The following is a 24,349-nucleotide window of genomic DNA, read 5'->3' as shown; positions in this document are numbered from 1 at the left end:
CCCTATGACTTCCAGCCCCACAGCAGCACTTTCCGACGCCGGAGTTTCCATCTGGCTTGATGACCTGTCACGTGAGCGGATCACCTCCGGATCGCTGAAGGACCTCATCGCCTCCCGCAACGTCGTGGGCGTCACCACGAACCCGAGCATCTTCGCGGCTGCACTGGCCAACGGTGAGTCTTACGCGACACAGGTCCAGCAGCTTGCGGCCAACGGAGCCGGCGTCGACAAGGCGGTCTTCGAGATCACCACCGACGACGTTCTCCAGGCGTGCGACGTCTTCGCTCCCGTCGCCGCAGCGACGGACGGCGTTGACGGCCGCGTGTCCATCGAAGTGGACCCCCGCCTCTCCCGCGACACGCAGGGAACCATCAACGAGGCCAAGGAACTCTTTGACAAGGTCGGCCGCAGCAACGTCCTGATCAAGATCCCGGCGACGCCGGAAGGCCTCCCGGCCATCACGGCTGTGATTGCCGCCGGCATCAGCGTCAATGTCACCCTGATCTTCTCGCTTCAGCGCTACCGCGAGGTCATCAACGCGTACATGGCCGGGATCGAGCAGGCCCGGGAAAACGGCCACGATCTCTCCACCATCCATTCCGTGGCTTCCTTCTTTGTTTCCCGCGTCGACGCCGAGATCGACAAGCGGCTCGACGCCGTCGGCACCGATGACGCCAAGGCGCTGAAGGGCAAGGCAGGGCTGGCAAACGCGCGCCTGGCCTACCAGGTCTGGGAAGAGCAGTTCAGTACCGAGCGCTGGCAGGTGCTGGCAGCTGCCGGGGCCCGGCCGCAGCGCCCGCTGTGGGCCTCCACCGGCGTCAAGGACCCGAACCTGCCGGACACCCTCTACGTCACCGAGCTCGTGGCTCCGGGAGTCGTGAACACCATGCCGGAGAAAACCCTCGAGGCTACTGCCGACCACGGGGTCATCACCGGAGACACAGTCACCGGAACATACGCCGAAGCCGCCGCTGTGCTGGACGACCTGGACCGTGCCGGCATCGATTACAACGACGTCGTTGGCCTTTTGGAGACTGAAGGCCTGGAGAAGTTCGTGGTGTCCTGGGGCGAGCTCCTGGAAACCGTGTCCGCAGCACTGACCAGCGCGCAGGAGGCCTAATCCCATGACCGCTCTGTCCTTTGAAGCAGCAGGAGCTGCCCGTGACGCCGTGGAGGCCAAGGTTCCCGGCCTGGTCCGGGACGAGGTAGCCACCCGGCTCCTCGCCCAGGACCCCACACTGTGGGGGCCCGATGCAGAAGCTGAAGCGTCCATCCGCCTGGGCTGGCTAAACCCGGGCGAAAGCTCCCGGCCGCTGCTGGGACAGATTCGCGAACTGCGCCAGGCACTGGCAGCCGAGGGAGTCAACCGCGTGGTCCTCGCCGGAATGGGAGGCTCCTCGCTGGCGCCGGAGGTCATCACCGGCACCGCCGGGGTGGACCTCACGGTGCTGGATTCCACGGATCCCGACTCCGTGGCTGCCGCCCTGGCGCAGGACCTCGCCTCCACCGTTATTGTGGTGTCCTCCAAATCCGGCTCCACCGTGGAAACAGACTCGCAGCGCCGCGTTTTTGAAGAGGCCTTCACCCAGGCAGGAATCGATGCTGCCTCACGGATCGTCGTGGTGACGGATCCCGGGTCTCCGCTGGACGCCGCTGCCCGCGAGGCAGGCTACCGTGCGGTGTTCAACGCCGACCCGAACGTCGGCGGCCGCTACTCTGCGCTCACGGCTTTCGGCCTGGTTCCGTCAGGGCTGGCGGGCGCGGACATTGAGACGCTGCTCGACGAAGCAGAAGATACGGCGGAGATCCTCAGCGACAACGCGGAAGACAACATCGGCCTCGCCCTGGGCGCGGCTCTGGGCGGCACCGATCCGCTGCGGAACAAGATTGTGATCGTTGACGAGGACTCCGGACTGGTTGGATTTCCCGACTGGGCGGAGCAGCTCATCGCCGAATCCACCGGAAAACTTGGCACCGGCGTGCTGCCGGTGGTGGCGGAGCCGCAGGCTCCTGAAACCCTTGCCGGCGCACCGGATGTCCTGGTGGTCCGGATTACCTCTCCGGAAGCGGAAGCCCTGCCGGAGGGCAACCAGGTGGTCGTCTCCGGAAGCCTCGGCGCACAGATGATGCTGTGGGAGTACGCAACGGCCGTTGCCGGACGCCTGCTGGGGATCAATCCATTCGACCAGCCGGACGTCGAGGCTGCCAAGAAAGCCGCACGCGGCCTGCTGGACGCGCAGCCGGAGCCCGTGGCGCCGTCGTTCGTCGACGGGAACATCGAGGTCCGGGGCGATGCTCAGCTGCTTGGCGGGTCGAAAACCCTTAGGGAAGCACTCGGTGCCCTCCTGGACCAGCTCGGCGCGGATGGCTACCTGAGTGTCCAGGCCTACCTGGACCGCAGCGCCCAGTCGGATCTCGAGCGGCTGCGCCCGGAACTGGCCGGAATCACCGGGCGTCCCGTGACGTTCGGCTGGGGTCCGCGGTTCCTGCACTCCACCGGGCAGTTCCACAAGGGCGGTCCGGCGCAGGGCGTCTACCTGCAAATCACCGGGGCACCCGCAACCGACGTCGCGATCCCGGGGCGTCCATTCAGCTTCGGCGACCTGATTGCGGCCCAGGCAGCCGGAGATGCCCAGGTCCTCGCCGACAAGGGCCGCCCGGTCCTGAGGCTGAACCTGCTGAACCGGGCTGCGGGATCTGAGCAGCTCGCTGACACCATCAAGGATCTGGACGGTAATTAACTGATGTCCCCAGAGCACGACAACGGCTCCCCCAGCCCGTTGCGGGACCCGCGCGACCGGCGCCTCAGCCGCATCGCGGGTCCTTCATCGCTGGTGATCTTCGGCGTCACCGGCGACCTTGCCCGCAAGAAACTCATTCCCGCTGTCTATGACCTCGCCAACCGCGGGCTGCTGCCGCCGAGCTTCTCGCTTGTAGGCTTTGGCCGGCGGGATTGGAGCGACGAGGACTTCGCCGCCTACGTTAAGGAATCGGTCCAGGACCGCTCCCGGACCGCGTTCAGTGACAACGTGTGGAAACAGCTGGCCGAAGGCATCCGGTTCGTGCAGGGCGGCTTCGACGATCACGAGGCCTTCGACACGCTGCGCACCACCCTGCAGGAACTCGATGAGCAGCGCGGGACACGCGGCAATGTGGCGTTCTATCTCTCCGTGCCGCCGAAGAGCTTCGAACAGGTCTGCCAGCAGCTCTCCAGCCACGGCCTGGCCGAGTCGACGGACGGACGCTGGCGGCGGGTGGTCATTGAAAAGCCCTTTGGCCATGACCTGCAGTCGGCAAGGGACCTGAACGAGGTCGTGGAGTCAGTCTTCCCCGCTGACTCTGTCTTCCGGATCGACCACTACCTCGGCAAGGAAACGGTCCAGAATATCCTCGCGCTGCGTTTCGCCAACCAGCTTTTCGAGCCGATCTGGAACGCCAACTTTGTTGACCACGTGCAGATCACCATGGCCGAGGACATCGGCATCGGAGGACGTGCAGGTTACTACGACGGCGTAGGGGCCGCCCGCGACGTCATTCAGAACCACCTCCTGCAGCTGCTGGCGCTCACCGCGATGGAAGAACCGATTTCCTTCGATGCGGCCCACCTCAGGGCCGAAAAGGAAAAGGTGCTCGCCGCGGTCCGGCTGCCGAAGGACCTCTCCCGCCACTCTGCCCGCGGGCAGTACACCGGCGGCTGGCAGGGCGGTGAGAAAGTCACCGGCTTCCTGGAGGAAGAGGGCTTCAACCCGGAGTCGAAGACGGAGACGTTCGCCGCTGTGCGGCTGGACATCAATACCCGCCGCTGGGCAGGAGTTCCGTTCTACCTGCGCGCCGGAAAGCGGCTCGGACGGCGGGTGACAGAGATCGCCGTCGTCTTCAAACGGGCCCCCAACCTGCTCTTCCGGGACCATGCCGAAGACGATTTCGGGCAGAACGCCGTCGTGATCCGGGTACAACCGGACGAGGGCGCGACCATCCGGTTCGGCTCGAAGGTTCCCGGGACCCAGATGGAAGTCCGGGACGTGTCCATGGACTTCGGCTACGGACACTCCTTTACGGAATCCAGTCCGGAGGCCTACGAAAGGCTCATCCTGGATGTCCTCCTTGGCGAACCCCCGCTTTTTCCGCGGCACCAGGAGGTTGAGCTCTCCTGGAAGATTGTTGATCCCTTCGAGGAGTACTGGGCATCGCTGGATGAACAGCCTGAACCATACGCCCCTGGAAGCTGGGGACCGGCTTCTGCGAACGAACTGCTCGCACGCGACGGAAGGACCTGGAGAAGGCCGTGATTGTTGAACTGCCTGACACCACAACCTCCAAGGTGTCCAAGAAAATCGTCGCCATGCGGGAAAAGGGCGGCGTTGTCGCCCTGGGCCGAGTCCTCACGCTGGTCGTAGTCACCGCGCCGGACTTCGTCGAAGAAGCGATTGAAGCCGCCAATACCGCCAGCCGGGAGCACCCGTGCCGCGTGATCGTGCTGGTCGCCGGTTCTGCCGATGAGCCCTCGCGGCTGGACGCGCAGATTCGGGTCGGCGGAGATGCCGGTGCCTCCGAAGTCATCCTGCTCTACGGGTACGGTGAGCTCGCGGCCGAGAGCGAGTCGCTGGTCTCGGCCCTGCTGCTGCCCGACGCGCCAATCGTCGTCTGGTGGCCCCATGGCCTTCCGCGTTCGGCGGCGTCCACTCCCCTGGGCCGGATCGCACACCGGCGCATCACCGATGCTGCCAATGAGCCGGATCCCAAGCAGTCACTGCTGGACCTCAGCCGGACCTACGCGGACGGGGACACCGACCTCAGCTGGACCCGGCTCACCCACTGGCGTATCCAGCTGGCGGCGGTCCTGGAACAGAACGGTGCCGGCGGCCTTCAGTCCGTCACTGTCGAGGGTGCGTCGGACTCAGCAAGCACCTTCCTGCTGGCCGCCTGGCTCAAGCACGCCCTTAAGGTTCCCGTGAAGATCATTGAAGACCCCGCCGGTGCCGGCATCCGGCGTGTCCGGATGGAACGCGAAGCGGGTGCGATTGAGCTTTACCGTCCCGAGGGCGGCAGCATGGCCCACCTGATGCAGCCCGGACAGCCCGAGCAGCGGATTGCCCTGCCGCTGCGGACACTGCACGAGTGCCTGGCCGAGGAATTGCGCAGGCTGGATCCAGACGAGGTTTTCGGAGAAGTACTGACGGAGGGGCTGGCAGCATGCCTGGTCCCGGAAGGGACCACCGCATGAGGCAATCTCCCCATGGCGTAAGCATCCATCCCAACGCCGCGGCGCTGATCGACGCAACCGCTGCCCGGCTGATCACCAAATTGGTGGATGTACAGAACCGGCGCGGCGAAGTAACGGTAGTCCTCACCGGCGGTACAGCAGGCATCGGTGTGCTCGCTGCTGTGGCCGCCGCGCCGGCCCGGACAGCCGTCGACTGGCAGCGGGTCAACTTCTGGTGGGGCGACGAGCGGTTCGTTGCTCCCGGCTCCCCCGAGCGCAACGCCCTGGCTGCCCGGCAGGCGATGCTCACCCGCCTCGGAGTGGACCAGGCACGGGTGCACGAAGCCGCGTCTACGGATAGTGTCTCCACGGTGGAAGAGGCCGCTGCCGCTTACGCTGCTGAACTGGCCGCGGCGGCACAGGCCGAAGACCTCGCGGAGGGTTTTGAGGAAACCGATCCCCGCCTTCCGCGCTTCGACGTCCTGCTGCTGGGCGTCGGACCAGACGCCCACGTCGCCTCGCTCTTCCCTGAGATGGCGGGCATCCGGACCACGGGCGAGACGGTGGTGGCTGTGCGGGACTCCCCCAAACCCCCGTCCGAGCGCATCTCGCTCACTTTGGAAGCCATCAATACGGCGGATGAAGTCTGGCTCACGGTAGCCGGTGAGGATAAGGCGGGCGCCGTCGGGCTCGCGCTTGCGGGGGCAGGGCCGGTACAGGTGCCTGCAGCCGGACCCAGGGGACGTTCGAAGACCAGATGGCTGATTGACCAGGCCGCGGCTTCGCAGCTCCCGGAACAGCTGCTGCAGCCCGAAGAACGGCACTAGGGACTGCTGGCACATAGGAAAGGCCCCGGGATAACCCGGGGCCTTTCCTATGTGCTTGTGGTTGTATGCGCTGCCGAAGGGCGGCGCAGTCCCGCTCCGGGTCCCTAGGACTCGCCGGCGAAACGCTGGATCAGGCCCAGGGCCACGATGACCAGGCCCCAGGACAGGCCAAGGATGACGGTGAAACGGTTCAGGTTCTTTTCCGCGACCCCGGAAGAACCCATGCTGGTGCTCATGCCGCCGCCGAACATGTCGGACATACCTCCGCCGCGACCCTTGTGAAGCAGGATCAGGAGCGTGAGCAGCAGGCTGGTCAGGCCAAGCAGGACCAGCAGGATGATCTTCAGAATTTCCACTTACGGCCTTTCACGGGTGACGCATTGAATTGGAGACGCTGCCGCTGCGCAGGTCAGTCGGTCACCAGGTGTTCCTCGAACCTGACAATATTAGCAAATTCGGCCACGTCCAAACTGGCGCCGCCCACCAACACGCCGTCGACGTCACGCTCCTTCAGGATGCTGGCAGCATTCGAGGCCTTAACCGACCCGCCGTACAGCAGCCGGACCTTTGCAGCGACGGCGTCGTCGTACAGATCGGCGAGCTCGGCGCGGATGGTGTTGCACATTTCCTGGGCGTCGTCCGGCCCGGCAACCTCGCCCGTGCCAATCGCCCACACCGGTTCGTAGGCAATGACCAGGCCGGAAACCTCTTCCGCGGTGAGACCGGCCAGGTCATTGCGGACCTGCTCCAGGGTGTGCAGCAGGTGGTTGCCTGCCTGCCGCTCTTCGAGGCCTTCGCCCACGCAGAGGATGGGGACCAGGTTGTTGCGGAAGGCAGCCTTCAGCTTGGCGTTCAGGAGTTCGTCTGACTCGCCGTGGACACTCCGGCGCTCACTGTGCCCGACCAGGACATAGCTGCAGCCGAGCTTGGACAGGAACTGGCCTGAAATGTCGCCGGTGTACGCACCGGAATCCTCGGGCGAGAGGTCCTGTGCGCCGTAAGCCACCTTCAACTTGTCTCCCTGCACGAGGGTCTGGGTGCTCCGGAGATCGGTAAACGGCGGGAAAACGACGACCTCGACGCGGTTGTAGTCGTGCCTCGCGTCGCTGAGGGTCCACGCAAGCTTCTGCAGCAGGGTGATGCCCTGCATGTGGTCCATGTTCATTTTCCAGTTGCCCGCGATCAGCGGTGTGCGGTCATACTTGCCGTTGGTCGAGGTAGTCATCTCTGCTCCGGTTCATGTGGTGGTTTCGATAGATGGTGGACAGGGCAACGGGCCTGCCGGAAGAATCCCGGCAGGCCCGTCCACCGATTACTTGTCGAGGACGGCGATGCCGGGCAGTTCCTTGCCTTCAAGGTATTCCAGGCTCGCTCCGCCGCCGGTGGAGATATGCGAGAAGTCGCTGTCGGAGAAGCCCAGCTTGCGCACGGCCGCGGCAGAGTCCCCGCCACCGACCACGGTCAGGCCGCTGCACTGCTTCAAACCCTCGGCCACTGCCTTCGTACCGCCGGCGAAGGCGTCGAATTCGAACACACCCATCGGTCCGTTCCAAAAGACGGTTGCACCCGACGCGATGCGGTCAGCGAAGGTACGGGCGGAATCCGGTCCGATGTCGAGACCGATCCCGGCCGCACCGAAGCGGCTGTCCTCCATCGCGTCAGCGGGCACTACCTCGTGTTCGGCGTCGGCTGCAAACTTGTCTGCCACCACAATGTCGGTCGGCAGGACGAACTCACAGCCCAGCTCCGCGCCGCGGGACAGGTAGCCCTTCACCGTTTCGATCTGGTCCTCTTCGAGCAGGGATGCTCCAACCTTGTGGCCCTGGGCGGCGAGGAACGTGAAGACCATGCCCCCGCCGATCAGCAGGCTGTCGGCCCGGGTCATAAGGTTCTCGATCACCGCCAGCTTGTCCGAGACCTTGGAACCGCCCAGCACCACGACGTAGGGCTTGGCGGGGTCCGTCGTCAGGCGAGAAAGCACTTCCAGCTCGCTGCGTACCAGATTGCCCTCATAGGCAGGCAGGACTTCGGCAATGTCATAGACGCTGGCGTGCTTGCGGTGGACAGCCCCGAAAGCATCGTCGACGTACGCCCCGCTGCCTCCGGTGAGGGCAGCGAGCTCACGGGCCAGCTCCATCCGCTGGGCATCGTCCTTGGACGTCTCCCGCGGGTCGAACCGGATGTTCTGGAGCACCAGGACGCTGCCGGCTGCCAGGGTTCCCGCACGTTCGACGGCACTGGGGCCGGTGACGTCGTCGGCAAACTCCACCGCGAACGGTGCGAGCTCATCGAGCCGGTCCACGGCCGGACGCAGGCTGTACTTCTCGTCCGGCTGGCCCTTGGGCCGTCCCAGGTGTGCCATAACGATGACCTTGGCGCCGTGCTCCACCAAAAGCTGCAGCGTAGGAATCGAAGCGCGGATACGCCCGTCGTCGGTAACCTTCCCGTCGGCGAGGGGGACGTTGAGGTCCGAGCGGACCAGAACGTACCGGTTGTCGACGCCGTCGCTGATTAGCTCGTCAAGTGTCTTGATTGTCATATCTGCCTTTGTTTCTGTGCCCGGTGGGGCGGAGGACGGGGACCTAGAGTTTCGAAGCTACCAAGGTGGTGAGGTCCACCATGCGGCACGAGTAGCCCCATTCGTTGTCATACCAGCCGACTACCTTGGCCTCGTTGCCCATGACACGGGTCAGGCCGGAGTCGAAAATGCACGACGCCGGATCAGTCACGATGTCGGACGACACGAGCGGCTCGTCGGTGTAGCGGAGGTAGCCGTTGAGGGGACCCTCGCTGGCGGCCTTATAGGCCTGGTTGATCTCCTCGACGCTGACTTCCCGGGAAAGGTTCACGGTCAGGTCGGTGACGGATCCCGTGGGGACGGGCACACGCAGTGCGAAGCCGTCGAGCTTGCCGTCCAGATCCGGGATCACCAAGCCGATCGCCTTGGCAGCACCCGTGGTGGTGGGCACGATGTTCAGGGCCGCTGCCCGTGCCCTGCGCAGGTCCCGGTGCGGTCCGTCCTGCAGGTTCTGGTCAGCGGTGTAGGCATGGACTGTGGTCATGAGTCCGCGCTCAATGCCAAACGCATCATTGATGACCTTCGCCAGCGGAGCCAGGCAGTTGGTGGTGCAGGAAGCATTGGAGATGATGGTGTCAGTGGCAGGGTTGTACTCGCTGTCATTCACTCCCATCACGATGGTCCGGTCGGCACCCTTGCCCGGGGCGGAGATCAGTACCTTCTTGGCGCCGGCTTCAATGTGCTTGCGCGCATCCTCAGCCTTGGTGAAGAACCCGGTGGACTCGATGACGATGTCCACGCCGAGGTCTTTCCAGGGCAGTTTTGCGGGATCGCGTTCGGCGAGGACGCGGACGGTTTTGCCGCCCACCACCAGGTTGCCGTCCTGGACTTCTACGCCCTCTTCGAGGCGGCCTGTGATCGAGTCGTATTTGAGCAGGTGGGCCAGGGTCTCCGGGCTTGTCAGGTCGTTAACCGCAACAATATCCAGATCCGCATTCTGCTCCAGTGCTGCCCGGAAGTAGCCGCGTCCGATACGCCCGAATCCATTGATTCCAACACGAGTAGTCACTTTTGTTCTCTCCTTGATAGCGGGTCGTTCGAGAATTAGTGACCTCAGTGGAACAAGGCCACTTCAGTTGACTTCGCAGGAGCGGCGCGTCCCGGACCTGCTTCAGCGCACGGGTTGCCGGTCTGGCGCTGCATGAGCCGTGTGCTCCATCTTACGCGCAGGTGCCGCCGGTCATACACCGGCGGCACCTTAAACCCGGTCGGTTTCCCCGATTAGGCGGGGAGCACCAGCTGCGTTGCGCCGGCGCGGGCTGCGTCGAACCGGGCGGCGACGTCGGCCCAGTTGACGATGTTCCAGAACGCCTTGACGTAGTCAGCCTTGACGTTGACGTAGTCCAGGTAGAAGGCGTGCTCCCACATGTCCAGCATCAGCAGCGGAATGGTTCCAACGGGGATGTTGCCCTGCTGGTCGTAAAGCTGCTCGATCACGAGGTTTCCGCCGAGGGGTTCGTAGGCGAGGATGGCCCAGCCGGAACCCTGCAGGGAATTCGCGGCCGCGGTGAACTGTCCGCGGAACGCGTCGAAGGAACCGAAGAAGTCATCCAGGGCCGCTGCCAGCTCGCCGACCGGCTTGTCGCCGCCTTCGGGTGAGAGGTTGTTCCAGAAGATCGAGTGGTTCGTGTGTCCGCCGAGGTGGAACGCGAGGTCCTTGGAGAGCTTCGGGATGTTGCCGAACTCGCCCTTTTCGCGCGCTTCGGCCATCTGGGCCAGTGCAGTGTTGGCGCCGGCCACGTAGGTGGCGTGGTGCTTGTCATGGTGCAGTTCCATGATGCGAGCCGAGATGTGGGGCTCCAGCGCTGCGTAGTCGTACGGCAGTTCCGGCAGTGTGTATTCGTTCACGAAAATCCTCCGTTGATACTCGGATCCATTTATCCGGACGGCGTGTCCACCCGGAAGTTGATGATGCTGAATAAATCAGCACGCTTAGTCCATCCTAAGCGTGAGCCTACTGGTCTAGCATTTCGGCGGTCACATTGGCCTCCGTACCCGGAACTCCCAATTCAGAGGCCCGCTTGTCCGCCATCGCGAGCAGGCGGCGGATCCGGCCGGCGATTGCGTCCTTGGTCATGGGAGGTTCGGCCAGACGGCCCAGTTCGTCAAGGCTGGCCTGCTTGTGGGCGACCCGGAGCTCGCCGGCGTAGCGCAGGTGTTCAGGAACGTCCTCACCCAGGATCTCCAGTGCGCGCTCCACTCGCGCCCCTGCCGCAACGGCCGCCTGCGCGGAGCGGCGGAGGTTTGCGTCGTCGAAATTCGCCAGGCGGTTGGCCGTAGCGCGCACTTCCTTGCGCATCCGGCGTTCCTCCCAGACCATCAGGGCATCGTGGGCGCCCATCCGGGTCAGCAGGGCCGCGATGGTGTCACCGTCACGGATGACGACCCGGTCCACACCCCGGACTTCGCGTGCCTTGGCCGCGATTCCGATCCGGCGCGCAGCACCGACCAGTGCGAGGGCTGCTTCGGGGCCGGGGCAGGTCACTTCGAGTGAGGATGAGCGTCCGGGTTCGGTGAGGGACCCGTGGGCGAGGAAGGCGCCGCGCCAGACAGCTTCGGCGTCTGCTGCGGAACCGTTCACGACGACGGAGGGCAGGCCCCGCACGGGCCGCCCCCGGGCATCCAGGAGCCCGGTCTGGCGGGCCAGGGACTCTCCATCCTTCACGACGCGGACAACATAGCGGTTGCCCCGCCGCAGCCCCGAACCCGAAACGACAACGATGTCGCTCGCGTGCCCGTAGACCTCGGCGATGGCGGCCCGCAACCTCCGGGCTGTCGACGCGAGGTCCACTTCAGCCTCGATGACGATGCGCCCCGAGATGATGTGCAGGCCTCCTGCAAAACGCAGCATTGCCGAAACTTCGGCTTTTCGAACGGAGGACTTCTTCACGGTAAGCCGTGAAAGTTCCTCTTTGACTGCAGCAGTCAGCGCCACAAGCACACTCCTAGAGTTCCCCAAATACATCGTGATAAGCGGCCGCAAGCCGCAGCGGATCATGAATCGGACTGCCGGCCGCTGCCCCTACCTTACCGAAGACAACGCGGGCACCCATTTCGGCGGCAGCCGCGCTGAACTCGTTCCTGTCCTCCACAACGCTGGGATCGGCCAGCACGGCGTCCACCTTGAAGCCGGGAGCATAGCGCCGGATGACCTGCAGGTGGTCCACTGCGCTCATGCCCGCAGTTTCCTTCGTCTCATTGCTCAGGTTCATGGTCAGGCACCGGCGGGCACCTGTGCTGCCGAGCGCCTCCCGCATTTCGGGCAGCAGCAGGTGCGGCAGGACCGATGTGTACCAGGATCCGGGTCCCAGGATCACCCAGTCGGCCCGGCCGATGGCAGATACTGCCTCGGAGCAGGCCGGTGCATCCGGTGGAAGCAGCCGGACGTTCACGACGCTCGACTGGGTTCCAGCGACGGCCAGTTCGGCCTGGCCCGTGACGGTCTCGTGCCGCAGTCCTGTCTCCGTCTGCCGCAGGACGTCGCCTTCGATCGTCAGCGGGAGGGTGGACATGGGCAGGACCTGGCCGCGGGCACCCAGCAGGGCTCCGGCCCATTGCAGTCCGGCCACCGGATCACCCAGCAGTTCCCACAGGGTGACGATGAGCAGGTTTCCGAGCGCATGGTTGTCCAGGGACCCTTCGGCGCCCGGACGTGAACGGAACCTGTGCTGCATGACGTCCCGCCAGGTCCTGCCCCAGTCCGTGTCGTCGCAGAGCGCGGCAAGGGCCATGCGGAGGTCTCCCGGCGGAAGGACGTCCAGCTCCTGGCGCAGGCGGCCGGAGGAGCCGCCGTTATCGGCGACGGTGACAACGGCGGTGAGGTCGGTGGTGAGCAGGCGCAGGGCCGAGAGCGTGGCGGAGAGCCCATGGCCGCCGCCCAGGGCGACTACCGCCGGTGACGTGCCGCCGCCCGGCGGACGCAGGCTTCCTCCGTCGGGAAGGATCGGAAGGGGCCCGGTGAGGAACCCCATCTATTCTCGCCCGAGATCTCGGTGGTGCGCTGCTACCGTGACGTGCGGAAGCTTAGCCAGCCGCTTGGCGAGTTCTTCAGTGACCGCGACAGACCGGTGCTTGCCTCCGGTGCATCCGACGGCGATGGTGGCGTAGTGCTTGTTCTCGCGGCGGTAGCCGTCAATGACGGGAGCCAGCGCATCGACGTAGCGGTCCAGGAAATCCTCGGTGCCGTGCGCCCCCAGGACATAGTCCCGGACGTCTGCATCCTGCCCGGTGTGCGGGCGCAGCTGCGGGACCCAGTGCGGATTCGGGATGAAGCGCACATCCGCCACGAAGTTCGCGTCAACGGGGAGGCCGTACTTGAAGCCGAAGCTCATCACGTTCAGCCGGAGGACGATCGGACCTTGCTCCGTGAAGAGCTCGGTGATCGTCGTTGCCAGCGCGTGCACGTTGAACTTGGAGGTGTCCACGATGACGTCCGAGGCATCGCGAAGTTCGCGCAGCACGTCCCGTTCTGCGGCGATACCGTCCAGGATGCTTCCGTCTTCCTGCAGCGGGTGGGGCCGGCGGCCGGATTCGAAGCGCTGGACCAGGGCCTGGTCTGAGGCTTCGAGGAAAAGCACGCGGTAGTCGACGCCGGCGGCCCGGAGGTTGCCCAGGGCCTCCCTGATGTCCTGGAAGAGTTCCTTGCTCCGGACGTCGATGACCACGGCCAGTTTGGGGATCGAGTGGGGCATGCGGGAGACCAGTTCGGTGAGTGTCCCCAGCATCAGCGGCGGCAGGTTCTCCACCACGTACCAGCCGTGATCTTCCAGCGCATTGGCTGCGGTACTCCGGCCGGCACCGGACATGCCGGTGACGACGAGCAGTTCGGACTCGGCAGGCTTAACGCTTTGCAGCCCGTCCACTTCAGTCATGTTTTCCTTGTTCCCGTCAGTCACCGGGTTCCCCGGACCGGGGAGCCCCAAAGGCTGGCCGGCGCCGGTCGGATTTCTCCGCCGGCGACGGCTCCCACCAGCCTAGCTAAGATTCAATAATTTCGCCGGTGGCCATGTTCACGGCGGGGGCAGTTTCCGCCCCGGCTTCGGCGAGGGAGGTATGGATGACGGCAGCCATCGCGGGCCCAATTCCGGGAACTTCCATCAGCGCTTCAATGTCAGCCTGCCTGAGCTTGCGGACGGAGCCGAAATGCTTGATCAGGGCTTTTTGCTTGGCCGGCCCCAGTCCGGGGATGCCGTCCAGCGCCGACGCCGTCATTGACTTCCCCCGCTTTTGCCGGTGGAAGGTGATCGCGAAGCGGTGCGCTTCGTCGCGGATGCGCTGCAGCAGGAACAGCGCTTCGGAAGACCGGGGCAGGATCACGGGGAACTCGCTGTCCGGAACCCAGACCTCCTCCAGGCGCTTGGCCAGGCCGACCACGTAGACGTCAGAGATGCCGAGGTCAGCCAGGGCGCGCGACGCCGCTGCCACCTGCGGCCTGCCGCCGTCGACTACCACCAGGTTTGGCGGATAGGCGAACTTGGCCCTGGGCGCTGCCGTCAGTGTGTCCGCGACGGGTCCGGACGCCTGGCCTGCGTGAACTTGCCCGGCCTGGGCGGAGCCGTCCCCGGCGGCGGGCACCGGGCGGTCCGGGTCGGCATCCGGAACGGCGGCAGCCGGGTCGAAGTTCTCGGCCAGATAGTGCCTGAACCTGCGGGAGACTACGTCGTACATCGAGGCGGTGTCGTCCCGCGCCGCCTCCCCGGTAATGGAGAAACGGCGGTAGTCCGACTTCTTCATCAGGCCGTCCTCCGCGACCACCATGGACGCGACGACGTTGGTGCCCTGCACATGGGAGATGTCGTAGCATTCGATGCGCAGCAGCGGAACGGGAATCTCCAGTGCCTCCTGCAGTTCAGACAGCGCCGCGGACCTGGTGGTCAGGTCACCGGCCCGCCGGCTCTTGTGCAGGCGCATGGCGTCCTCCGCGTTGCGCGTGACGGTTTCCATGAGCGTCTTTTTGTCGCCTCGCTGGGGAACCGAGATTTTGACTTTCGAGCCGCGCAGCCCGCGCAGCCAGACCTGCAGTTCTTCAGTATTGTCCGGAAGCACCGGGACGAGGACCTTGCGCGGGATCCTGTCGGACATGGCGCCCTCCCCGTAGACCTGCTGCAGCAGGTGCTCTACGATCTGCCCGGTGTCCGTGTCTTCGACCTTTTCCACGACCCAGCCGCGCTGTCCGCGGATCCGCCCGCCGCGGACGTGGAAGACCTGCACCGAGGCTTCCAGCTCATCCTGGACCAGTCCGAAGATGTCGGCGTCGGTGTCCTCGGAAAGCACGACGGAGTTGCGTTCGAAGACCTTCCTCAGGGCTGCGATGTCATCGCGGATGCGAGCCGCGGACTCATAGTCAAGGTTGGCCACTGCGTCTTTCATCCGCCGCTCCAGGTCCTGGATGAAGCGCTTGGAGTCTCCGGCCATGAAGGCGCAGAGTTCGGCGGCCAGGGCCTTGTGGTCTTCGGCGCTGATCCGGCCCACGCAGGGCGCGGAGCACTTGTCGATATAGCCCAGCAGGCAGGGGCGGCCGGTTCGTTCGGCACGCTTGAAGACGCCGGCACTGCAGGTGCGTACCGGGAAGACCCGCAGCAGGGTATCGAGAGTCTCTCGAATGGCCTTGGCCGGGTAGAACGGACCGAAGTACCGGGTGTCCTTCCGGCGGTCCCCGCGCATGACCTGGGCGCGCGGATACTTCTCGCCCATGGTGACGGCGAGGTAGGGATAGGACTTGTCGTCCCGGAACATGATGTTGAACCGCGGACTGAATTCCTTGATCCAGGTGTACTCGAGCTGGAGGGCTTCAAGTTCGGTGCCCACCACCGTCCACTCCACGCTGGTGGCCGTGAACACCATGGTGCGGGTCTTGGCCATCAGCTGCCGCGGATTGGCGAAATAGGAGTTCAGCCGGGAACGGAGGTTCTTGGCCTTGCCGACATAGATGACCCGGCGGTGCTCATCGCGGAAGCGGTATACCCCGGGTTCGGTCGGGATCTCCCCCGCCCGGGGCCGGTAGGTTGCTGGATCTGCCACTTTTCCATCCTAAGTCGGCACCGCGTCGCTGCCGGACGTACGGCCGGCCGTTTCGCGGCCCGCTGAAGTGCGCCGGTGCTAGGCGCCGTCGGGCTTGTTCTGGTTGTACGCGGCGCTTCGCTCCTGCCCGGAAAGTTCGGCGATAGCGTCCATCACCTGGTCGGTGACTCGGCGCCGCTCCGGAAGGGCATGCTGGGGTCCGGTCTTGGAAAAGTACAGCGGGCGCCCCACCGCCATCGTGAAGGGCCGGGGCTTGACCCATTTCTTTCCGGCGGGCTGGAGCTTTTCCGTTCCGATCAGCCCCACCGGCACCACGGGTGCGCCCGAGGTGAGGGCGAGCCAGCCGACCCCGGTGCGGCCGCGGTAGAGCAGGCCGTCGCGGGAGCGGGTTCCTTCGGGGTAGATGCCGATCCCGCCCCCGGACTCCAGTACGTCGAGCAGCGACTTCAGGGCAGCGACGCTGGCCGCCTGCTGGCCGCGTTCCACCGGGATGGACCCCACGCTCTCAAAAAAGCTGCGCATGGCTGCACCTTTCAGCCCCGGGGTGGTGAAGTACTCCGCTTTGGCGAAGAATCCGACCTTCCGCGGCATCAGGGCCTGGATGAGCACGCTGTCCAGGAAGGAGAGATGGTTGGCGGCAACGATGAAGGGTCCGGACGAGGGCACGTGCTCCAAGCCGGTTACGGTGGGCCGGCACAGGCTGATCAGGCCGCGTGTGCTGGAACGGGTCAGGTTATACAGCCCCACGGGCACCTGCCGTTTCCGCCGCGGACCGCACGGCGTCCCTGAGCTGGCCGGGGAGGTCAACGACGGCGGCAGCGCCTGCTGCTGCCAGTTCCCCCGGGGCAGCGAAACCCCAGGACACCCCGATGCAGGGAACGCCGTTTGCTGCGGCACCGTGCACGTCGTGCATCCGGTCGCCGATCATGACTGCGGCGGAATACTCTCCCGCATGGCGCTCCAGGGCCGCCCGGATGATGGAAGTTTTTCCGTCTGCGGCCACGGCCCGCTCGTCGGCAGGTGAACCGTGCACGGAAGCGAAAAGGTGTCCAAGGCCCTGGACGCGAAGCAGATCGCCGGCAAGCGGCTCCGGTTTCTGCGTTGCGACTGCAGTGATGCAGCCGGCGTCACGGAGTTCCCGGACGGCGTCGGCGATGCCGGGGTAGGGCCGGCTGGCGGCCATTCCCGTGTCCCGGTAGCCCCGGCGGTAGTGCGCGATCACGGTGTCCAGCTGGTCGGCCGGCACCCGGGCTATACGCGTCAGGGACTCTGACAGGGCCGGTCCCACCATCTGCTGGAGGTCCGCGGGCGGCGGGACGGGGAGTCCGGAAGCGGCAAGCGCCGCACTAATGCCGCCGGTGATGCTGCCTGCAGGGTCTACAAGGGTCCCGTCGAGATCGAAGAGGACCAGGAGCCGGAGATGTTTCACCGGCCTAGCTTCCCACAGAGGAACGGTCACCGGGAAAAACGTATGACGCGGAAGGAATATGTCTCCGGCATGCCGGGCCTCCTTCCGGGAACCCTAGCTGAGGATCTCGGCCAGGAAATGCCCGGTGTGGCTCTCGGGCGACTTCGCCACCTTCTCGGGGGTTCCGGAGGCGACAACCTGGCCGCCGCCCGTACCGCCGTCGGGACCGAGGTCGATGATCCAGTCGGCGCTCTTGATGACATCGAGGTTGTGCTCGATGGTGATTACGGTGTTCCCCTTGTCCACCAGGCCCTGCAGGACCATGAGCAGTTTGCGGACATCCTCGAAGTGCAGCCCGGTGGTGGGCTCGTCAAGGACGTAGACGCTGCGGCCGTTGGAGCGCTTCTGCAGCTCGGCGGCCAGCTTCACGCGCTGGGCTTCGCCGCCGGACAGGGTGGTCGCCGGCTGTCCCAGGCGCACGTAGCCCAGTCCAACGTCCACCAGGGTGTTCAGGTGCCGGGCAATCGGGCTGAAAGCTGCAAAGAACTCTGCGGCCTCGGCAATCGGCATGTCCAGGATCTCGGCAATGTTCTTGCCCTTGTAATGGACTTCCAGGGTTTCGCGGTTGAAACGGGCGCCGTGGCAGACCTCGCAGGGCACGTAGACATCCGGAAGGAAGTTCATTTCGATCTTCAGCGTTCCGTCACCGTGGCAGGCTTCGCAGCGGCCGCCCTTCACGTTGAAGGAGAACCGTCCCGGCAGGTAGCCGCGTACTTTGGCTTCGGTGGTCTCCGCGAACAACTTGCGGATGTGGTCGAAGACGCCGGTGTAGGTGGCCGCGTTGGACCGCGGGGTGCGTCCGATGGGGCTCTGGTCAACGTGGATGACCTTGTCCAGGTGCTCCAGGCCGTCCACCTGGGTGTGGCGGCCGGCCACGTGCTTGGCGCCGTTGAGCTTGCTGGCCAGCACCCGGTAGAGGATGTCGTTGATGAGGGTGGACTTGCCGGAGCCGCTCACCCCGGTGACCGCGGTGAAAACGCCCAGCGGGATGTTGACGGTGAGGTTGCGCAGGTTGTTTTCCCGTGCGCCGATGATCTTCAGCTGGCGGGCCTTGTCGATCTTGCGGCGCTTGGCCGGAATTTCGATCTTCCGCCGGCCGGCGAGGTAGTCACCCGTGATGGAGCGGGTGTTGGTCAGGAGCTCGGACAAGGGGCCGGAGTGGACGATTTCGCCGCCGGCCTCCCCCGCACCGGGTCCCACATCGACAATCCAGTCGGCTTCGTGGATGGTGTCTTCGTCGTGTTCAACCACGATGAGGGTGTTGCCGAGGTTGCGCAGCCGCGCCAGCGTCTCGATGAGGCGGCGGTTGTCCCGCTGGTGCAGACCGATGGAGGGTTCGTCGAGGACGTACAGGACGCCCACCAGGCCGGAACCGATCTGGGTGGCCAGGCGGATGCGCTGGGCTTCGCCGCCGGACAGGGTCGCGGCCGGGCGGTCCAGGCTGAGGTATTCGAGTCCGACGTCGAGCAGGAAGGTCAGGCGTGCCTTGATCTCCTTGAGGACCTGCTCGCCGATCTTCGCCTCACGCGGCGTCAGGGTCAGGTTCTCGAAGAAGTCTGCAGCGTCCCGCAGCGGCATGCCGCTGACCTCGGCGATGTTGCGCTTGTTGATCAGGACCGAGAGCGAAGCCGGGTTCAGTCGCGCACCGCCGCACTCCGGGCAGGCAATTTCGCGCATGTACTCTTCGTAGCGGTCCCGCGAGCTCTCAGACTCGGTTTCCTGGTGCTTGCGCTTGATGTACCCGATGACGCCTTCGAACCCGGTGGTGTATTTCCGTTCGCGGCCGAAGCGGTTGCGGTACTGCACGACGACCTTGTGGTCCTTGCCGTGCAGGATGGCCTCGCGTGCCTTGGCGGGGAGCTTCTTCCACGGAACGTCCATGGAGAAGCCCATGTCCTTGGCCAGTCCAGCGAGCAGGCGGTTCCAGTACTCACTGGTCGCGGTACCCATGGACCAGGGGGCGATTGCTCCCGCAGCAAGGCTCAGGTTCGGATTGGGAACAACGAGTTCTTCATCGACTTCCAGGCGTGAGCCGATGCCGGTGCAGACAGGGCAGGCACCGAACGGGTTGTTGAAGGAGAAGGACCGGGGTTCGATCTCGTCAATGGCCAGCGGATGTTCATTCGGGCAGGCCAGGTGTTCCGAGAAGGAACGGATCCTCTCGGGGCTGTCCTCTTCCAGATCCACAAAGTCGGCCAGCACCCGGCCGTCGGCCAGTCCCAGCGCGGTTTCCACGGAATCGGTAAGCCGCTGCCGGATGCCTTCCTTGGCAACCAGGCGGTCAACGACCACCTCGATGGTGTGTTTGTACTGCTTGCCGAGCTTGGGCGGATCCGAAAGCTGGATCTGCTTCCCGTCCACCTTTGCCCGGGAATAGCCCTTGGCGGCAAGGTCCTTGAACAGGTCCACGAATTCGCCCTTGCGGCCCCGGACCACCGGCGCCAGGATCTGGTAGCGGGTGCCCTCTTCCAGTTCCAGCAGCTGGTCCGTGATCTGCTGGGGCGTCTGCCGGCTGACCGGCTCACCGCAGACCGGGCAGAACGGGGTGCCTACGCGGGCCCAGAGCAGGCGCATGTAGTCGTGGATTTCGGTGATGGTGCCGACCGTGGACCGCGGGTTCTTGCTGGTGGACTTCTGGTCGATCGACACCGCGGGAGAAAGCCCCTCGATGAAGTCGACATCCGGCTTGTCCACCTGGCCCAGGAACATCCGGGCGTAGGAGGACAGCGACTCCACGTATCGGCGCTGGCCCTCGGCAAAGATGGTGTCGAAGGCCAGGGAGGACTTGCCGGACCCGGACAAGCCGGTGAACACGATCATGGCGTCCCGGGGAAGGTCCAGGTCGACGTTGCGCAGGTTATGTTCCCGGGCGCCCTTAACGACCAGACGGGAGAGATCTGCGCTCTGATGCGGATTTTGGCCAGGAGTCAGTGAAGTCGCGATAGACACGTTTTCCACTGTAGATCAATCCTGATTCGAAAATGTATTCGACGGCAGGCGTGTTCACCCCTGGCGTAGGGCCGCTTCCACGTAGGAGAGCGCGGCCTTCGGATCCATGCCGTTGGCCTTGACCGCGTCGGCAAAGACACGGGCCGCCTCGGCGACACGCCTGCGGCCGTTGTCTCCGGCGGCAGCCACGACAGTACCTGCGCGGGACCGGGTCGTGACGATCTCTGCCTGCTCCAGCTCACGGTAGGCCCGGGCGACGGTATTGACGGCCAGTCCCAGCTGGGCGGCCAGCGCCCGGACAGGAGGCAGCCGGGTTCCGACAGCCAGGGTTCCGTCATTGGCGGCATCGAGGATCTGCAGCCGCAGCTGTTCGAAGGGCGGGACCGAACTGGTTCCGTCGATCCGCACCCAGCCGAGTACGCCGTCGTCCATGCCACCGCTTTCTGTTCTGCTGTCTGCGCCCGCCCGTGCGGGGTCCTGATCCATCTTGCCACGCCAGGGCTGCCAGCGGGCGGTTCGGGGTGCGGCGGCGGGACTATTCGGGGAGTTCTGCCGCGGTGGCCGGTTCGCTGAACTGGGAGCGGTAGAGCTCCGAATAGAAGCCGCCGGCCTCCAGCAGGGCTTCGTGCGTGCCCTGCTCCACGATCCTGCCCTCCCGCACTGCCAGGATGACGTCCGCGTCCCTGATGGTGGAGAGACGGTGGGCGATCACGAAACTGGTCCGTGCCTCTCGCAGGGCTCCGAGCGCGAGCCGGATAGCTACTTCGGTACGGGTGTCCACCGAACTGGTGGCCTCGTCCAGTATCAGGATTGCCGGGTTGGCCAGCCAGGCGCGGGCGATCGTCATGAGCTGCCGCTGGCCCTGGCTCAGCGATCCGCCGTCGGCGCCCAGGACAGTGTCATATCCCTCGGGCAGTGAACGGACGAAGTGGTCCACATGCGTGGCCTGGGCAGCGGCAACGATCTGCTCCTCGGTGGCATCCGGTGCTCCGTATGCCAGGTTCTCCCGGATCGTTCCTTCGAACAGCCAGGCATCCTGCAGCACCATGCCGATGCAGCGGCGCACGTCGTCCCGCGTCATGTCCATGGTGTTGACCCCGTCAATGGTGATCTCCCCGGCGTCAATGTCGTAGAAACGCATCAGGAGGTTCACCAGGGTGGTTTTTCCAGCACCGGTGGGTCCCACGATCGCGACGGTTTGCCCCGGCTTGGCCTCGAAGGAAAGATCCTGGATCAGGGGGGCATCCGGGGAGTAGGAGAAGGACACGTGGCGGAAGGCGACGTCTCCGCGGACCAGGCCCGGCCGGACCGGGTCCTTCGGATCGGGTCCCATTTCGGGCGCATCGAGCAGGGCGAAGACACGTTCAGCCGAGGCAATGCCGGACTGGAGCATGTTGATCAGTCCGCCGAGCTGTCCCAGGGGTTGGCTGAACTGCCGGCTGTACTGGACGAACGCCTGCACTCCCCCAATGGACAAGGCACCGCCGGCAACCTGGATACCGCCAACGACGGCGACCGCCACATAGTTGAGGTTCGAAATGAACGTCATGGTCGGCATGATGATTCCGGAAACGAACTGTGCCCGGAAGGAGGATGAATAGAGCGACTCGTTGGCCGGCTGGAATCCTTCAACGACGCGCTCCTGCTGGCCAAACGCCTTCACCACGTCCTGTCCGGTGAACATCTCCTCGATGTAGCCGTTAACCTCGCCCGTGGTCTTCCACTGCGCTTTGAACTGAACCTGCGAGCGCCGGGCGATCAGGATGGTCACCAGCGCTGACAGGGGGACGGTAATCAGTGCGATCAGTGCCAGCAGCGGCGAGATCCACAGCATCATGCCCAGCACCCCGATGATGGTGAGCACTGAGGTAATGACCTGGGTGATGCTCTGGGAAAGAGTCTGCGCCAGGTTGTCGATGTCATTGGTGACCCGGCTCAGCACGTCGCCGCGGGACTGGCGCTGGAAGTGGGACATGGGCAGACGGAACAGTTTCGCGTCTACGTCCCGGCGCAGGCGGTACATGGCGTTCTGCACGACCCGGGCCGTTACGCGTGCCTGCGCCCAGCCGAAGAAAAAGGAAGCCAGGTAGATGGCAAGCACTCCGGCCAGGAGGGCTGCCAGGGCATCGAAGTCGATTCCCTGGCCCGGTACGGCGTCCATGGCAGCGAGCATGTCGGCGAGCTGGTCCTCGCCTGAGGAGCGCAGGGCCTGCACCTGGTCTGCCTTCGGGACCCCCGGAGCCAGCGTCGCCCCGATGACTCCGTCGAAGATGACATTGGTTGCGTCACCGAGGACCTTTGGTGCCGTGACTGCGAGCGCGACGGAGACGATGCCGAACACCAGGACTGCCGCGACCCGCCAGCTGTCCGGGGAGAGCAGGCGGAGCAGGCGGGCCGTGGAGGAGGCGAAGTTGACCGGCTTGGCTGCCGGTGCGCGCCCGTGCATGCTCACAGGGCCTCCTCCGGCGTGAGCTGGGAGGACACGATCTCGCGGTAGGCAGGACTGGACTCCATCAGCTCGGCATGGCTGCCGATCCCGGAGATACGCCCTTCCTCAAGGACCACGATCCGCGCGGCGTCCGTAATCGTGTTGACCCGCTGGGCAACGACCACCACCGTCGCGTGCGCGGTCCGTTCCTTCAGGGCCGCGCGGAGCCTCGCATCAGTGGCGAAGTCCAGGGCCGAGAAGCTGTCATCGAAGAGGTAGATGTCCGGCTGGACCACCAGCGCCCTGGCGATGGCCAGCCGCTGCCGCTGCCCGCCGGAGAAGTTCCCGCCGCCCTGCTCCACCCCGTGATCGAGTCCGCCTTCGGCTGCACGCACGAAATCCGCCGCCTGCGCAATCTCCAGTGCCTCCCAGAGTTCGTCGTCCGTGGCGTCCGGCTTCCCGAACCTGAGGTTGGTGGCAATGGTCCCGGAGAACAGGTGTGCCCGCTGCGGGACCAGACCGATTCCGCTGCGGAGGGACTGCAGCGTTACTGCGGCGGTGTCCTGTCCGTCTACGGTGATGTGTCCCGCAGTCGGGTCCAGCAGCCGCGGGACCAGGTTGAGCAGTGTGGACTTTCCCGATCCCGTTGAACCAATGACCGCCGTCGTCTGCCCTGGAAGTGCTTCGAAAGTGATGCCGTGAAGTACCGGGGCCTCGGCGCCTGGATACGTGTAGCCCACGTCCGAGAACACCAGCCGGCCGCCGTCGTACTCCAATGCCGCGGCACCGGGCGCGTCCTGCACGCTGGTGCGCGTGTCCAGCACTTCATAGATGCGCTCTGCGCACACCGCCGCGCGGGGAAGCATCATGATCATGAACATCGACATCAGAACTGCCATCAGGATCTGCATGATGTAGGCGATGAACGCGGTGAGGGCGCCAATCTGCATCTGCCCCGCATCGATCCGGAAGGCTCCGAACCACACCACCGCAACAGTTGCCAGGTTGGCCACCAGCATCGTTGCCGGGAACAGGAGCGCCAGGTACTGCGAGACACGCAGCTGGGTGCCCGTGAGATCACGGTTGGCGCCGTCGAAGCGCTGCTCCTCTGTCCGTTCCCGGACAAAGGCGCGGATGACGGCGATGCCCATGATCTGCTCCCGCAGGACCCCGTTGACGCGGTCGATTTGCCGCTGCGCCCTCCTGAACAGCGGGACCAGGCGCCGCAGGACCAGGATGATGACCACGAACAGGACAGGCAGGATCAGCAGCAGGATCCCTGACAGCGGAATGTCCTGGTTCAGTGCCAGCAGGACGCCGCCCACCCCCATGATCGGTGCGGAGACCATCATGGTCATGGTCATCAGCAGGGACATCTGAACCTGCTGGACATCGTTGGTGGTGCGCGTGATGAGCGACGGCGCGCCGAACATCCCCACCTCCCGGGCGGAGAACGTCTCCACGTTGGTGAAGAGCGCCCCGCGCACGTTCCGGCCCACCCGCATGGCGGTCCGGGCGGAGTAGTAGGTGGCCGCGACGGAACACACGACCTGTCCTGCAGTGACCGCAAGCATCCATGTCCCGATGGACGCGATGGTGCCGGTATCCCCCTTCACGACGCCCTGGTCAATGATGTCCGCGTTCAGCGTGGGCAGGAACAGCGTGGCAGCGGTCTGCAGGAACTGCAGGATGACGACGATTGCGACGGCGCCCTTGTAGGGTGCCAGGTTGTCTCGAACGAGCCTTACAAGCACCCTGTCCTCCCGGGATAGCCCGGCAGTACGCCGGCACCATAAGAACGTACGCCCGGGCACCGGGGAGGTACAAGGGATTGACGCGTCTGGGTGTGCGTCCCTCGGCTGCCTCTAGACTAAGG

The 24,349-nt window shown here is 65.2% G+C and carries 20 protein-coding genes; 5 read left to right on the top strand and 15 right to left on the bottom strand.

Annotated features, from left to right (window positions below; genetic code table 11):
• The first annotated feature begins 4 nt into the window (after window positions 1–4).
• Genes tal through pgl form a run of 5 tightly spaced genes read left to right on the top strand, consistent with a single transcriptional unit; the run spans window position 5 to window position 6,030 of the window.
• Window positions 5–1,120 carry a transaldolase gene (tal, locus tag NF551_RS08355; protein ID WP_227896733.1) on the top strand — a complete coding sequence of 372 codons (1,116 nt, stop codon included), beginning with the start codon at window positions 5–7 and terminating at the stop codon, window positions 1,118–1,120.
• Between the two features lie 4 nt (window positions 1,121–1,124).
• Window positions 1,125–2,741 carry a glucose-6-phosphate isomerase gene (locus NF551_RS08350; protein ID WP_227896734.1) on the top strand — a complete coding sequence of 539 codons (1,617 nt, stop codon included), beginning with the start codon at window positions 1,125–1,127 and terminating at the stop codon, window positions 2,739–2,741.
• A 3-nt stretch (window positions 2,742–2,744) separates the two neighbouring features.
• Window positions 2,745–4,289, top strand: coding sequence for a glucose-6-phosphate dehydrogenase (gene zwf, locus NF551_RS08345; RefSeq protein ID WP_227896735.1), 1,545 nt, complete (start codon window positions 2,745–2,747; stop codon window positions 4,287–4,289).
• Complete coding sequence (locus NF551_RS08340; protein WP_227896736.1) at window positions 4,286–5,224, top strand: glucose-6-phosphate dehydrogenase assembly protein OpcA; 939 nt, start codon at window positions 4,286–4,288, stop codon at window positions 5,222–5,224. The genes zwf and NF551_RS08340 overlap by 4 nt, the downstream gene beginning before the upstream one ends.
• Entirely contained in the window at window positions 5,221–6,030 is an 810-nt protein-coding gene (pgl, locus tag NF551_RS08335) for a 6-phosphogluconolactonase (RefSeq protein WP_227896737.1), read from the top strand. Before NF551_RS08340 ends, pgl begins: the two co-directional genes overlap by 4 nt.
• 104 nt (window positions 6,031–6,134) lie before the next feature.
• Here the strand turns inward: pgl and secG are convergent, their stop codons facing one another.
• The 15 genes from secG to NF551_RS08260 form a co-directional block, all read right to left on the bottom strand.
• Window positions 6,135–6,386, bottom strand: coding sequence for a preprotein translocase subunit SecG (gene secG, locus NF551_RS08330; protein ID WP_227896738.1), 252 nt, complete (start codon window positions 6,384–6,386; stop codon window positions 6,135–6,137).
• Window positions 6,387–6,439: 53 nt separating this feature from the next.
• Window positions 6,440–7,255: a triose-phosphate isomerase gene (gene tpiA / locus NF551_RS08325; protein WP_227896739.1), complete on the bottom strand. Its 816-nt coding sequence runs from the start codon at window positions 7,253–7,255 to the stop codon at window positions 6,440–6,442.
• Window positions 7,256–7,342: 87 nt separating this feature from the next.
• On the bottom strand, window positions 7,343–8,569 hold the full coding sequence (locus NF551_RS08320; RefSeq protein ID WP_227896740.1) for a phosphoglycerate kinase: 1,227 nt from the start codon (window positions 8,567–8,569) through the stop codon (window positions 7,343–7,345).
• Between the two features lie 43 nt (window positions 8,570–8,612).
• On the bottom strand, window positions 8,613–9,617 hold the full coding sequence (gap, locus tag NF551_RS08315) for a type I glyceraldehyde-3-phosphate dehydrogenase (protein WP_227896742.1): 1,005 nt from the start codon (window positions 9,615–9,617) through the stop codon (window positions 8,613–8,615).
• Between the two features lie 212 nt (window positions 9,618–9,829).
• The gene (locus NF551_RS08310) at window positions 9,830–10,456 is read right to left on the bottom strand and encodes a superoxide dismutase (protein WP_227896743.1); all 627 of its coding nucleotides are present in this window, start codon (window positions 10,454–10,456) and stop codon (window positions 9,830–9,832) included.
• A gap of 106 nt (window positions 10,457–10,562) precedes the next feature.
• Entirely contained in the window at window positions 10,563–11,543 is a 981-nt protein-coding gene (whiA, locus tag NF551_RS08305; protein ID WP_227896744.1) for a DNA-binding protein WhiA, read from the bottom strand.
• Window positions 11,544–11,553: 10 nt separating this feature from the next.
• Window positions 11,554–12,579: a gluconeogenesis factor YvcK family protein gene (locus NF551_RS08300; RefSeq protein WP_227896746.1), complete on the bottom strand. Its 1,026-nt coding sequence runs from the start codon at window positions 12,577–12,579 to the stop codon at window positions 11,554–11,556.
• The gene (gene rapZ, locus NF551_RS08295) at window positions 12,580–13,479 is read right to left on the bottom strand and encodes an RNase adapter RapZ (RefSeq protein WP_227896748.1); all 900 of its coding nucleotides are present in this window, start codon (window positions 13,477–13,479) and stop codon (window positions 12,580–12,582) included.
• 106 nt (window positions 13,480–13,585) lie between these two features.
• Window positions 13,586–15,628: an excinuclease ABC subunit UvrC gene (gene uvrC / locus NF551_RS08290; RefSeq protein ID WP_227896749.1), complete on the bottom strand. Its 2,043-nt coding sequence runs from the start codon at window positions 15,626–15,628 to the stop codon at window positions 13,586–13,588.
• A 78-nt stretch (window positions 15,629–15,706) separates the two neighbouring features.
• Window positions 15,707–16,375 carry a lysophospholipid acyltransferase family protein gene (locus tag NF551_RS08285; protein WP_227896751.1) on the bottom strand — a complete coding sequence of 223 codons (669 nt, stop codon included), beginning with the start codon at window positions 16,373–16,375 and terminating at the stop codon, window positions 15,707–15,709.
• Window positions 16,362–17,057, bottom strand: a complete 696-nt coding sequence (locus NF551_RS08280) for an HAD hydrolase-like protein (protein ID WP_227896752.1) — start codon at window positions 17,055–17,057, stop codon at window positions 16,362–16,364. The genes NF551_RS08285 and NF551_RS08280 overlap by 14 nt, the downstream gene beginning before the upstream one ends.
• 93 nt (window positions 17,058–17,150) lie before the next feature.
• The gene (gene uvrA, locus NF551_RS08275; protein WP_227896753.1) at window positions 17,151–20,045 is read right to left on the bottom strand and encodes an excinuclease ABC subunit UvrA; all 2,895 of its coding nucleotides are present in this window, start codon (window positions 20,043–20,045) and stop codon (window positions 17,151–17,153) included.
• A 54-nt stretch (window positions 20,046–20,099) separates the two neighbouring features.
• Window positions 20,100–20,477 carry a GntR family transcriptional regulator gene (locus NF551_RS08270; protein WP_227896754.1) on the bottom strand — a complete coding sequence of 126 codons (378 nt, stop codon included), beginning with the start codon at window positions 20,475–20,477 and terminating at the stop codon, window positions 20,100–20,102.
• A 103-nt stretch (window positions 20,478–20,580) separates the two neighbouring features.
• Window positions 20,581–22,491, bottom strand: coding sequence for an ABC transporter ATP-binding protein (locus NF551_RS08265; RefSeq protein ID WP_227896926.1), 1,911 nt, complete (start codon window positions 22,489–22,491; stop codon window positions 20,581–20,583).
• 2 nt (window positions 22,492–22,493) lie between these two features.
• On the bottom strand, window positions 22,494–24,227 hold the full coding sequence (locus tag NF551_RS08260) for an ABC transporter ATP-binding protein (RefSeq protein ID WP_227896756.1): 1,734 nt from the start codon (window positions 24,225–24,227) through the stop codon (window positions 22,494–22,496).
• Between the last annotated feature and the right edge of the window lie 122 nt (window positions 24,228–24,349).

Origin of the sequence: Arthrobacter caoxuetaonis (assembly GCF_023921125.1) — a bacterium.
Taxonomy (GTDB): domain Bacteria; phylum Actinomycetota; class Actinomycetes; order Actinomycetales; family Micrococcaceae; genus Arthrobacter_B; species Arthrobacter_B caoxuetaonis.
This window is presented reverse-complemented; position numbering and strand designations above follow the sequence as displayed.